The organism is Pseudomonas sp. WPR_5_2 (assembly GCF_003634475.1).
GTDB classification, from domain to species: Bacteria; Pseudomonadota; Gammaproteobacteria; order Pseudomonadales; family Pseudomonadaceae; genus Aquipseudomonas; species Aquipseudomonas izuensis.
In genome coordinates this window covers 1,959,001-1,971,303 of record NZ_RBLA01000001.1, presented here as the reverse complement: position 1 = coordinate 1,971,303, position 12,303 = coordinate 1,959,001, and the positions used below count along the sequence as shown (strand labels likewise).

Annotated in this window: 10 protein-coding genes; 3 read left to right on the top strand and 7 right to left on the bottom strand. The window is 61.0% G+C overall.

The window, feature by feature from the left end; translation table 11 throughout:
- Positions 1 to 3,399, bottom strand: a 3,399-nt coding sequence (locus tag BJ917_RS08650; protein ID WP_147432557.1) for a DUF6531 domain-containing protein, incomplete at its 3' end; no start/stop codon positions are given.
- A gap of 247 nt (positions 3,400 to 3,646) precedes the next feature.
- Here BJ917_RS08650 and BJ917_RS08645 point away from each other — a divergent pair.
- Complete coding sequence (locus tag BJ917_RS08645; RefSeq protein ID WP_121103059.1) at positions 3,647 to 4,342, top strand: HAD-IA family hydrolase; 696 nt, start codon at positions 3,647 to 3,649, stop codon at positions 4,340 to 4,342.
- A 127-nt stretch (positions 4,343 to 4,469) separates the two neighbouring features.
- Here the strand turns inward: BJ917_RS08645 and BJ917_RS08640 are convergent, their stop codons facing one another.
- Entirely contained in the window at positions 4,470 to 5,216 is a 747-nt protein-coding gene (locus BJ917_RS08640; protein WP_096512773.1) for a 3-oxoacyl-ACP reductase family protein, read from the bottom strand.
- Positions 5,217 to 5,341: 125 nt separating this feature from the next.
- Between BJ917_RS08640 and BJ917_RS08635 the strand changes: the two genes are divergently transcribed.
- Positions 5,342 to 6,265, top strand: coding sequence for a LysR family transcriptional regulator (locus BJ917_RS08635; RefSeq protein WP_121103058.1), 924 nt, complete (start codon positions 5,342 to 5,344; stop codon positions 6,263 to 6,265).
- A gap of 132 nt (positions 6,266 to 6,397) precedes the next feature.
- On the opposite strand, the gene BJ917_RS08630 is transcribed toward BJ917_RS08635, so the two are convergent.
- The 4 genes from BJ917_RS08630 to BJ917_RS08620 form a co-directional block, all read right to left on the bottom strand.
- Positions 6,398 to 7,126: an aspartate/glutamate racemase family protein gene (locus BJ917_RS08630; protein WP_093217412.1), complete on the bottom strand. Its 729-nt coding sequence runs from the start codon at positions 7,124 to 7,126 to the stop codon at positions 6,398 to 6,400.
- Positions 7,127 to 7,197: 71 nt separating this feature from the next.
- Positions 7,198 to 8,739 (bottom strand): NCS1 family nucleobase:cation symporter-1, encoded by a 1,542-nt coding sequence (locus BJ917_RS08625; RefSeq protein WP_096512771.1) that lies wholly within the window; start codon positions 8,737 to 8,739, stop codon positions 7,198 to 7,200.
- A gap of 218 nt (positions 8,740 to 8,957) precedes the next feature.
- Positions 8,958 to 9,281, bottom strand: a complete 324-nt coding sequence (locus tag BJ917_RS31730; protein WP_147432555.1) for a hypothetical protein — start codon at positions 9,279 to 9,281, stop codon at positions 8,958 to 8,960.
- Positions 9,247 to 9,987: a phosphoadenylyl-sulfate reductase gene (locus BJ917_RS08620; RefSeq protein WP_096512770.1), complete on the bottom strand. Its 741-nt coding sequence runs from the start codon at positions 9,985 to 9,987 to the stop codon at positions 9,247 to 9,249. The genes BJ917_RS31730 and BJ917_RS08620 overlap by 35 nt, the downstream gene beginning before the upstream one ends.
- 163 nt (positions 9,988 to 10,150) lie before the next feature.
- Between BJ917_RS08620 and thrH the strand changes: the two genes are divergently transcribed.
- Positions 10,151 to 10,768 carry a bifunctional phosphoserine phosphatase/homoserine phosphotransferase ThrH gene (gene thrH / locus BJ917_RS08615; protein ID WP_096512769.1) on the top strand — a complete coding sequence of 206 codons (618 nt, stop codon included), beginning with the start codon at positions 10,151 to 10,153 and terminating at the stop codon, positions 10,766 to 10,768.
- A gap of 112 nt (positions 10,769 to 10,880) precedes the next feature.
- Here thrH and pabB read toward each other — a convergent pair whose 3' ends face one another.
- Entirely contained in the window at positions 10,881 to 12,224 is a 1,344-nt protein-coding gene (pabB, locus tag BJ917_RS08610) for an aminodeoxychorismate synthase component I (protein WP_121103057.1), read from the bottom strand.
- Positions 12,225 to 12,303: the final 79 nt, after the last annotated feature.

The window sequence follows — 12,303 nt, the reverse complement described above, 5'->3', positions numbered from 1 at the left end:
GCGTTCGCGGCCGCACGCGAACTGGTGGCCGGTCAGGCGCGTGCCGTTGAGGTCGATGGCGGTCAGCGCGCCGCCTTCGGCGCGGTGGTACTGCAAGCGGTTGTTGTCCGGCAGGCGCAGGTGCTGCAGCTGGCCGCAGGCGTCATAGCCGTAGCGCAGGGTGCCCCAGCCCTGGTGTTCAGTGATCAGCCGGTCATGGGCGTCGTATTCGAACGCCAGCGGGTGGTCCTGGCCGTCGTCGACGCTGACCAGCCGCCCCAGCCGGTCATAGCGGTACTCAATCTTGATCCCGTCGGGCAGGGTCTTGAGCAACAGGCGTCCGGCGCTGTCGCGTTGATAGGCGGTGACGAGCTGCGAGCCGTCATCGCCGAACTCGGTTTTCTCCAGCAATTGACCCTTAAGGTCGTAGGCATAGGCGGTGCGCCGACCGTCGAAGCCGGTTTCCTGGCGGATCAAGCCACCGGGCGTGTAGTCCAGCCGATAGCTGTCGCCGGACTCGTTCTCGATCGCGGTGAGCAACAGCTGCGCGTGGTCGTAGCGGTACTGCAGCGTGCTGCCGTCGGGGTTGATCCGCCGGCTGACCAAATGCAAATCGTCGGCGTACTCGTAGCGGGTGACGCGCTCCAGTTCGTCGCGCTCGGCGGTAATCCGGCCGTAGGCGTTGTAGCTGAAGGTGCGGCGGGCGCCGCTCGGCAACGTCACCTGCAACAGGCGGCCGACGGCGTCCCACTGGTAGCGGGTGATGCCGCCGAACTCGTCCTCGACCGTGGTCCGTCGCCCCCGCGCGTCGTAGGCATATTGCCGGCGTCCGCCGTCGGGGCGGGTTTCTTCGAGCAGTTGGCCGAGGCCGTTCCAGGCGAACCGCTGAACGCTGTGGTCCGGGTAGCGGATCAGCCGCAAACGGCCCTGCGCGTCGTATTCGTGGTAGGTGCTCTGGCCGTCGGGGTCGATCAGCCAGGTGAGATCGCCCTGGGCATTGCGCTGGTAGGTCCACTTGGCTTGACCGCGATAGCGCGCATGCAGGAAGCCGTTGCGGTACTCGTAGGACGTTGGCTCGTCTTCCGGCGGAATCAGCGCGACCAGCCGGCCGACTTCGTCGTAGCGGTAGTTGGTAACGGCACCGAGGGCGTCCTGCTCGGCAATCAGGCGGCCCTGGGCGTCATAAGCCTTAAGCAGCTCACCACCGTCGGCCTCGACCCGACGCACCAGCCGCGCCTGGTCGTCGTGGACGTAACTTTCCTGGCTACCATCGGCGTGGGTGAGCCGCACCCCGCCGGCGGCGTCCCAGGCATAACGCGTGTCCATCTGCGCAAAGGAGGCCCAGTGGCGGATGCAGCGGGCTGCCTTGCCGGCGCGCTCCCACTCCCAGTAGAAACTCGCGCCGCCGGCCAGCTGCCGCTGCAGGAGGACGTGCTGCTCGTCGTAGTCGTAGCGCTCGCTTTCACCGACGGCGTTGGTGGCCTCGATCAGCCGGCCGCGGCCGTCGTAGCGGTAGCTGACCAGGGTCTGCTCCGTGCGCCAGGCCGGCGGCTGCTCGTCGGCCAGGTCAAAGCACTGGTAGTCGACGGCGATCAGGTGCTGGCGGTCATAGCGCAGCCGCAAACAACGCCCGGCGCCGTTATCGAGGCGCTGGATGCGCTGGGCCAGATCGCGCTGCACCGTCAGCCGGTTGCCGTAGGCGTCGCTGATCGCCGTCAGACGCCCGTCGATAAAGTGCTGGAAACGCGGCGTCTCGCCGGCCAGCGCCACGATCAGCTCATCCGCCTGCTCGCCGAGGTAGATTGCCGCCCGCGCCAGGCTGTTGTGGATCGCCGGGCGCGCCAGGCTGGGGCGGGGAAACGGCGTACGGCGGTTTTCCGGATCGACCCAGGTGACGGTGTCGCCGTCGAGCTCCAGGCGCTGGCTCAGCGCATGGCTCCAGCCGAAGCCGAGGCCGCAGTCGAGGTCGACGGCGCTGGTGCGATACAGGCGGGTGAAGGCGAAGGGCAGCAGACCGTCGAGGGTGCCGTCGGTGAGGGTCAGCAGTTCCTCGCCGGTGACCAGCGACAGCGGACAGCCGTGGGTGGCGGTGTGGGCGGCGGGTTCGACGCTGTCGCCGTTGGGGTTTTTCGCCGGTTTGGGAACGTCGTCCCGATGCTCCTGTCGGCCCAGGCGCGTCCTGGCTTCAGACTTGTTCCGCGCAATGGCAACCGGATTGTCTACCAGCCTATCCGCCGAACCTGCCGCTCTGATCCGCAACGGCACGGTGGGGGCAGGCTTCAGCGGTGCGTTTCGGGCACTCACCATCAAGGGCTTCAGAGCGCCCGCGTGAGCGGTCAGATCAGGGCGGCTCGTGAGTTCTGCCAGTCGCAAAACCGCCGCGGACAGCCAGCGTCGGGCGCGCTCGGACTTGATCCTGCCCAGCACTTTGCTGCTCATGCCGAGCTTCAACCCTAATGGACCGGTCAAGCACACCAGCAGGAAACTGATCAGCAGCTCTGTACGAATTTGTGCCACGACTTCGGCGATGTACTGCGGCGGCAACATCTTCAGCCAACTGGTGAAAGCCGCCAGATAAATGAACATCAATGGTTCGTCGCTCAGCACCAGCAACAGATTGGCGATGGCGTCGGTCGATGCCTTCAGCAGCCTCTCGAGTTCGGCTTCGGTCAGGTATTCAAGGAGTTTTGCGCTGTTGGTCTGCAGGTCGGCGATCAGGGCGTAGAGTTGCTTTACGTCATCCCACAAGCCGTTCAGTGAGTTCTCGAAGCCCCGCCAGTCGGCGCGTTGCAGCATGCCGTAGCGTTCTTTGAAATTTGCCTCGGAAAACCCGGCCCACTGTGTTTGAAACTCGCTCTCCCACTCGCTGCGCAACCAGCCTTCCAGTTCACCGACGACACCTTGGTATGAGTCGTAAAGTGCTTTGATGTGATCAGTGGTGACGTTGGGAAAAAAGGTGATGCGGTAACGATTGCCGCGCCAGCAATCGGGGATTTCGAGGATGCCGCCGGGGCCGATGGTTTCATGAATCGGTGCGCCATACTGTGGTTCACCCTGGCCTTCGTTGAGCAAGGGTTCGAGCATCACTGGCGTATTGCCGATCGGCACGAAGCGCGCCGCTTCGAACATATGCACCAGGGTCAGCGGTCCGCTGGCGGGGCACATGGCGACGGTGGAACTGATGGGGGTGGTGGCGTTCTTCGGCGCACTGAGGTGGACGTCATTGCCGACCTTGAACGCCTGCTCGACATCCAGTGTGCCGCCGGTCCAGAAGCTTTGCGCCCAGGCCTCGTAGTCGTTGAGACAGAGGCGGAATTCACCGAGCAGTGCTTCGATGTCCGGTTGCTCCGGGTTCATCGCGGCGACCACCAGCAAGCCGATGGTGTTGTTCAGGGCCAGCAGCTTGTCAGGATCGAACATTCGCAGTCTTTCGTACGGCTGAAGAGGGAGCACGAAACTCTGCGGTGGATCAGTCGAGAAAGAAGTCGGGAAAGGTGGTGTTTGCTGTAGGGCAAATCGCTAAATCATCGTCATTGCTTAAACAGGGGCGGATTCTGCCCGTTGCTCTATGCCGGTCGCGCTCGCTATGCTGCTGAAACCTTTAATCCATCACGGAACCGGCCGCACCCGAGCCGCCTGGGATGCCATTGAAAACGGATCTGATGCGATGAATGCAGCGCTGAATGAGTTCGGCCCGATCAAGGCCGTGATATTCGATATGGACGGCTTGCTGCTGGACACCGAGGGCATTTACACCGAAGTCACGTCCATCATTGCCGGGCGCTATGGGCGGATATTCGACTGGAGCATCAAGCAGAACATCATCGGTCGTGGCGCCGGCGACCTGGCCCGTTACGTGGTCGAAGCGCTGGACTTGCCGATCAGTGCCGAGGAGTTTCTGCTGATCCGCGAGCCCCTGATGCGCGAGCGTTTTCCTACAGCACAAGCGATGCCAGGCGCACAGGAATTGGTACGGCATCTGAAGGCCAATAACATTCCCATCGCGGTGGGTACCAGTTCGTCGAGCCAGTCGTTTGGTCAGAAAACCACCTTGCATCGGGAGTGGTTCGCGCTGTTCGACACCATCGTCACTGCTGATGACCCGGAAGTTGGCGCGGCCAAACCGGCACCGGATATCTTCCTGACCGCTGCGCGACGCCTGGGTGTTGCACCGGAGGATTGCCTGGTGTTCGAGGATTCGCCGTTCGGTGTCACGGCGGCGAAAGCGGCGGGGATGACGGCAATTGCGATTCCGGATGTTGCGATGGCTGATGAAAAATACGCACACGCTGATGGGATTCTTCGTACGCTCAGAGCGTTCAAGCCAAGTGCCTGTGGTTTGCCAGCGCTCGATTGGGCCTGACACAAATCCCTCTGTAGGAGCGAGCCTGCTCGCGAAGGCGGTGTGTCAGGTGACATTGATGTCCCTGATCTACCGCTATCGCGAGCAGGCTCGCTCCTACAGGGGGATTGTATTGAGCTGACCTGTATCAGGCGCCGAAACCACCGTCGATGGTCAGGCTCGCACCGGTGATATAGCCGGCTTCCGGGCCGACGAGGTAGGCGACAAAACTGGCGATCTCTTCGGCTTTGCCGTAACGCCCCACGGCCATCAGCGGAATCAGGCTGTCGGCAAAGTCACCGTCGGCCGGGTTCATGTCGGTATCCACCGGGCCGGGCTGCACGTTGTTGATGGTGATGCCTTTTGGCCCGAGGTCCCGGGCCAGGCCTTTGGTCAGGCCGACCAGCGCCGATTTGCTCATGGCGTACGGGCCACCACCGGCAAAGGGCATGCGATCAGCGTTGGTGCTGCCGATGTTGATGATTCGGCCACCCTCGGTCATGTGGCGGGCGGCGGCTTGAGTCGCGATGAACACGCTGCGTACGTTGATGGCCAGGGTCTGGTCGAAATCTTCGAGTTTGAATTCTTCCAGCGGGGCAACGGCCAGCACGCCGGCATTGTTGACCAGGATGTCCAATCGACCAAAGGTTTCTACCGTGGCGTTCACGGCATTGCGGATGGCATCGGCGTCGGCGCTGTCGGCCTTGATGGCCAGGGCTTTGCCACCGTTGGCGATGAGGCTGTTTTGCAATTCTTCGGCCTTGGCCGTGGAGCTGACATAGGTAAAGGCGACTGTCGCGCCTTCAGCGGCCAGGCGTTTGACGATGGCGGCGCCAATCCCGCGGGAGCCGCCCTGGATCAAAGCCACTTTGCCGCTGAGGTTCTGAGTAGTCATATCGATCTCCAAAGTCCCGAGGCAGGATGTCCCGGTTGATGGAGCCTAGTATCGATTTCCGATTACACGCTGTGTAGACGGTAATTACGATAGTCTGTGTAAACCAAAAGTTTATAGTGGCAACCATGGAAACCTTCAGCAGTATCGAATGCTTTGTGCGCAGCGCCGAGGTCGGCAGCTTCGCCGAAGCCGCACGACGCTTGAGCCTGACACCGGCAGCGGTGGGCAAAAGCGTCGCCAAACTTGAAGCGCGATTGGGAGTCCGACTGTTCCAGCGCAGTACCCGCAGCCTGACGCTGACAGAGGCAGGTCAGCTGTTCCTCGGCGAAGTCAGTGCCAGTTTGCACACGATCCAGAATGCCGTGGCCAATCTCGCCAGCGCCGAGGGGCGTCCGGCGGGGACGTTGAAGGTCAGCATGGGCACGGTGTTCGGGCGCTTGTACATCGTGCCGTTGCTCGGGGAGTTTTTGCGACGCTTTCCGGCGATCAACCCGGACTGGCATTTCGATAACCGTCAGGTCGATCTGATCGGCCAGGGCTTCGACGCTGCGATTGGTGGTGGATTCGAACTGCCCCAAGGCGTGGTGGCGCGCAAGCTGACACCGGCCCATCGCGTGTTGGTCGCTTCTGCGGACTATCTGGTGGCGCACGAGGCAATCATCGAGCCCGACGATCTCAAGCATCACGATGGCATCCTGATTCGCTCGCCGCAGACCGGCCGCGTACGCTCCTGGCAATTGACCAGCCGCAGCCGGCAACACAGTCCGCTGTCCCTGAAAGCGCGAATGACCATGAGCGACTCGGAAGCGGCGTGTGCCACGGCGGCCCAGGGTCTGGGCATTGCGCTGGTGAGCATGCCCTTCGCCGTCGGCTATCTGGACGCGGACAAGTTGCAGCGGGTATTGCCGGATTGGTATGTCGATGATGGCAATATTTCGATCTATTACGCCGAGCACAAACTGCTGCCGGGCAAGACCCGGGCGTTTGTCGATTTCATTATCGAACAGTTTGCCGAGCAGGGGTTGGGGCAGCGGTTTAGTGCCGTTTGAGACAGGATTGAGACCGAGGTGTGGCCATCGCGGGCAAGCCACGCTCCCACAGGTTTTGCGTCGTACCACAGTAATGTGAACGGCACAGAACCTGTGGGAGCGTGGTTTGCCCGCGATGAACGATAACGCGGTCTAACGGGCAAACCGCCCCGGCCAGCCAATGATGTTCTTCGGCCGCGGCGTCGCATAAGTCCGCACCTTCGAGGTGGACAACCCCAATCGCACCAGCGATTCGGCAATGGTCACCGCTGCCGTCACACCATCCACCACCGGCACGCCGGTACGTCGGCGAATCTGCTCATCCAGCCCGGCCATCCCGCCGCAGCCCAGGCAAATCACCTCGGCTTTGTCCTGGGTCACCGCCAGTTCGGCCTGCTGCACGATGGCCTCCAGAGCGCGTTGCGGCTCGTGTTCCAGTTCCAATACGGCCAGGCCACTGGCCCGCACCGACGCGCAGCGATCCCAAAGCCCGGATAGCTTCAGACGATCCTCGATCAGTGGCACGGTGCGGTCGAGAGTGGTGACCACCGAATAGGCATGACCGAGGAACATCGCGGTGCTCGCCGCCGCATCGGTGATGTCCACCACCGGCACGTTGAGCAGTTCTTGCAGACCTTCACGGCCGTGTTCGCCGTAACCGGCCTGGATCACCGCATCGAAGGGCTGGTCGTAGGACATCACCCGGTCCATGACCGCGATGGCAGCCAGGTAGCTTTCGAAATTGCCTTCGATCGAGTCGGCGCCGAAGTGGGGTGTCAGGCCGACGATTTCCGTACCGGGAGAAGCAACGGCCTGCGCCGAACGGGCGATGGCCTGGGTGATGGATTCGGTGGTGTTGACGTTGACCACGAGAATTCGCATGGGAAGTCCTTATAGCGGGATGCTTATAAAAGAGTGGGTCTGCGGCCCGACACTGCCGGGCCGCGATGGAGTCAGTGGCTGACGTTATCGACGGCGATGGATTCACCGCTGACGTCGGTGTAATGAGGTTGGCGTTTGGCGATGATCAGGTAGAGCATCCCGGCAATACCGGCGCCGATCAGCCAGGAGAATGGCGATACCAGATGAAAGCCCGGTACCAGTGCCAGAACGATGGCAATCAAGGCGGCGGGAATGAACGCCGCCACGGCGCGCAAATTGACCCCGCGGCTGTAGTAATAAGCGCCGTTCGGGTCTTCGCTGTACAACTGCGGCACGTTGATCCGGCCTTTTCGTACCAGCCAGTAGTCGACCATGATCACGCCATACAACGGCCCGAGCAGCGCGCCAAGGCCGGAGAGGAAGTACACGATCACCAACGGGCTGTTGTAGAGGTTCCACGGCAGGATCAGCACGGCGATGGTCGCGCTGATCAGCCCGGCCCGGCGAAAGGTCAGGTATTTGGGCGCCAGGTTGCTGAGCACGAAGGCCGGGGCGACGAAATTGGCCATGATGTTGACCGCCACGGTGACGATCAGGAACGCCAGGCAACCGAGGACCAGAAAGAACGTGTTGGGAATCGAAGCAATGATTTCGGTCGGGCTTTCGATGATCCGGCCATTGATCTGAAATTGCGCGCCGCACAGCAGGACAGTGATGGCGGCGAACACCAGAATATTGACCGGCAAGCCCCAGAAATTTCCGACCTTGATGGTCTTGCGGCACGGCGAAGAACGGGCGAAATCACAAAAATTGAGGATCAGCGTGCCGTAGATCGCCAGCCACAACGCGCCACCGGCAAAGATATTGCGCCACATCTCACCGCCGGTCAGCGGCTCGCGGATCGACCAGGCGATGGTCGCATTGGCCTGAAAGTACATCCAGCCGGCGAGTGAGGCGACGGTCAGCAGAATGACCGGCCCGGCAAACGCCTCGTAGCGCCGCACCATCTCCATGCCGTAAGCGAGAATCGCCAGCTGCACGAACCAGATTGCCACGAAGCACACCCAGCCCAGGGTCGATAGTCCGAGGATCGAGTCATGGTCATAGTCGGCAAAGCCGGGGTGTATGGCGGTCAGCAGGACACGGAAGACCACTGAAGCCAGGTACGTCTGAATCCCGAACCAGGCGATGGCGATCACGGCCCGGATCAATGCAGGAATTTGCGCACCGTGGATGCCGAAACTTATCCGGCTGATGACCGGAAACGGCACACCCGTCTTTTGGCCCATGTAGCCGGAGAGATTCATGAAGCAGTACACCAGCGCCGCGCCGATCCCCAGGGACAGCAGAATCTGCCAGCCACCCAGGCCAAGGGCATACAGGCCGATGGCGAACGAGTAGTTGGCGATGTTGTGAACGTCGTTGGTCCACAGGGCGAAAATGCTATAGCGACCCCAGCGTCGGCCTTCGGCCTTGGTCGGCGCCAAATCCTTGTTGTGCAGGCGCGGGCTGAGCACCACGGGGCATTCAAAGGTTTGCTCGCCGACGGTGTGAGTGGAATGGGAGGAGGGTAGATCCAGCGCAATATTGTTATTGGAGAGACTTGTACGCATTCCGGCAGGCTCCTGATGCTCGACGCCGCGATGACTGTGCTTGAGCTTGGGCTCGACAAATCTTCGTCGCGGGTGGCGAACATCATTGGTTACGGGGCATCTGCAGCCTGTACGGGATAGGGCGCTTCAGGCTTGCGGATCTAAAGTGTATGTATGCTTTGAATTGATTGTATACAAAACATGTATGCACTTAAGCGAGATCTGTGCCAGCCCTGGATCTATGGAAATTGCTGCTCATTTCGTTTTGTTATCAGCGGGTGATAAACCACTGAAAAGCGGGCGATATAAGCTGACTGATCGAACAGGTATTTATTTTCTTGACGGGGTTTCAGAAGGAAGTGGCAGCGCAATTGAGGCGGGTTAAATGTAACTTTTGGGGGCGCAGAAACAAAAAGTGCACACATAAATGGCACCGATGGTGACATTCGTGTGTACACATTTTCTCGGTCGGTCACCAAACCTGTAGGAGCCAGCAAGCCGGCTCCTACAGAGGGTTGCCAGACGGGATCAGGCTTTGGATTTGCTGATGATGTTGCCGGCATGCAGCCCGCATTCCTTCTGCGTGGCTTCTTCCCACCACCAGCGACCTTCACGCTCGTGCTGGTTCGGCAGTACCGGGCGGGTGCAGGGTTCGCAGCCGATGCTGATGAAGCCGCGCTCATGCAGGCTGTTGTACGGCAACTCCAGCATGCGGATGTAGCCCCAGATCTCTTCGCTGGTCATCTGTGCCAGCGGGTTGAATTTGTACAGAGTGCGCTCCGGGGTGGAGAACGCGGTGTCGATTTCCATCACCGCGACGGCGCTGCGGGTGCCAGGGCTCTGGTCGCGACGCTGGCCGGTAGCCCAGGCTTTGACGCCGGACAGTTTGCGGCGCAGCGGTTCGATCTTGCGGATGCCGCAGCATTCGCCATGGCCATCCTTGTAGAAACTGAACAGTCCCTTTTCCTTAACGAACGGTTCGAGTTTGGTGTAGTCCGGCGACACCAGTTCGATGTCAATCTTGTAGTGCTCGCGCACCTGATCGATGAAACGGTAGGTCTCGGGGTGCAGGCGACCAGTGTCGAGGCTGAACACCTTGACGTTCTTGTTCAGCTTCCAGGCCATGTCCACCAGCACCACGTCTTCGGCACCGCTGAAAGATATCCACAGGTCATCGCCGAACTCGGAGAATGCGAGTTTCAGGATGTCCTGGGCAGATTTGTTGGCATAGGTCGTGGCGAGTTCCACGACGTCGAACGTTGGGCTCATCAGGGCGGCTTCCTACAGGTCGGTGGCGCTGGGCGCTCTATATGGGGTCGATGTTAACAAAAAGCTGCACCGACCGGGGCGTCCTCTGCGTTGCGCGGTGGGGGTGGAGTCGCTAGAGTTCGGGCTCGCTCGACTCAATAAACAATACAAATGGGAGTGTCTTGTGGAAATTGCCTGTCTGGATCTTGAAGGTGTGCTGGTCCCGGAAATCTGGATCGCGTTTGCCGAAAAAACCGGGATCGAATCCCTCAGGGCCACCACCCGGGACATTCCCGACTACGACGTGTTGATGAAGCAGCGTCTGCGGATTCTCGACGAACACGGCCTCAAGCTCGCCGATATCCAGGAAGTGATCGCCACGCTCAAACCGCTGGACGGTGCCATCGAATTCGTCGACTGGCTGCGTGAGCGCTTTCAGGTGGTGATTCTGTCAGACACCTTCTACGAGTTTTCCCAGCCATTGATGCGCCAACTGGGCTTCCCGACTTTGCTTTGCCATCGTCTGATTACGGATGAAACAGGGCGGGTAACGGGTTATCAGTTGCGTCAGAAAGATCCCAAGCGTCAGTCAGTCCTGGCGTTCAAGAGCCTCTACTACCGAGTGATTGCGGCAGGGGATTCCTACAACGACACCACGATGCTGGGCGAGGCGGATGCCGGCATTCTGTTTCATGCACCGGATAACGTGATTCGCGAGTTCCCGCAGTTCCCGGCGGTGCATACGTTTGAGGAATTGAAGCAGGAGTTCATCAAGGCTTCGAATCGACCGTTAGGCCTGTAGTCGTCTGTTCTGACGTCATCGCGGGCAAGCCTTGCTCCCACAGGTCTTGTGTCGGACCACAACATTGGAATCGACACAAAACCTGTGGGAGCAAGGCTTGCCAGCGAAGCTTTTAAAGATTTTGCAGGGTATCGAGCAGCACCTTCACCTTGGTAATCGATTCCTGATACTCGGCCTGCCATTCGGAATCCGCCACAATCCCGCCGCCCCCCCAGCAACACACCTGCCCGTCCTTGACCAGCAAACTGCGAATGGCGATGGAGCTGTCCATCTCGCCGCGTACGTCCAGGTACAGCAATGAGCCGCAATACAACCCGCGTCGGGTCGGCTCCAGCTCGTCGATGATCTGCATCGCGCGAATCTTCGGTGCGCCGGTAATCGAGCCGCCGGGAAAGCTGCCGGCGATCAGGTCCAGGGCGTCCCGGTCATCCGCCAGTTCGCCGGTCACGCTGCTGACCAGATGGTGCACGTTGGGGTAGCTTTCCAGGCTGAACAGTTCCGGCACCCGGACCGAACCGGTGCGGCAGGTGCGACCGAGATCGTTGCGCAGCAGGTCGACGATCATCAGGTTTTCCGCGCGATCCTTGGGGCTGGCCAGCAGTTCGGCAGCATTGGCCGCGTCTTCGGCAGCCGTGAGACCCCGCGGGCGGGTGCCTTTGATCGGGCGGGTTTCCACCTGGCGCTCGCTGACTTTGACGAAGCGCTCCGGTGACAGGCTCAGCACCGCGCCACCGTCGGGCAAACGCTGGAAGCCGGAAAACGGTGTCGGGCACGCCAGGCGCAAGGCGCAATACGCCGCCCATGGATCACCCTGGCAGGGCGCTCGGAAGCGCTGGGCGAAGTTGACCTGATAGCAGTCGCCAGCCTGGATGTATTGCTGAATACGCTCGATCGCCTGTTGATACTCATCAGCACTCAGGTCCGCCTTCATGGGCGCTTGCAGTGTGAACCGCTCGACCCCTTCAGTGGCTGGCTGGCTGAACAGCTGGATCAGGCGCTGACGCTCGCTGTCGGCCAGCGTCGGGTGAAACACCAACTGGCTGGTGGCCCGCAGGTGATCGCTGATCAGTGCCCAGTCGTACAGGCCGAAACGCGCATCCGGCAATTGCAGATCATCCAGGGCCTGGCTCGGCAGGTTTTCCAGATGGCGGCCGAAGTCGTAGCTCAGGTAGCCGATCAAACCGCCGGCGAATGGCAATTCATAAGGTTCGGGCAGGGATGCTTCGCCCAGTCGCGTCAGGTTATCCCGCAGGCGCTGCAGGAAGTGGCCGCCACTTTCGTCAGGCGCCACCGCCAGTTGCTCCAGCGGCCAGGCACTGAGCAGGTCAAACCGTCCGCGCTCGGCGCTGGGACGGCCACTGTCGAGCAGCACGGCACCGGGGGCATGTCGAATGGCCGCGAAGTACTCGGCGGGGTTGGCACAATAGGGCAGCGGGTGTACGGAACAGGTCAGCATGGGCGGGTTGGATCAGCCATCGAGGCGGGGTGGCGATTGTAGTCCCCTCGGGGAATTGTTCCTACAGGGGATGTCGGGG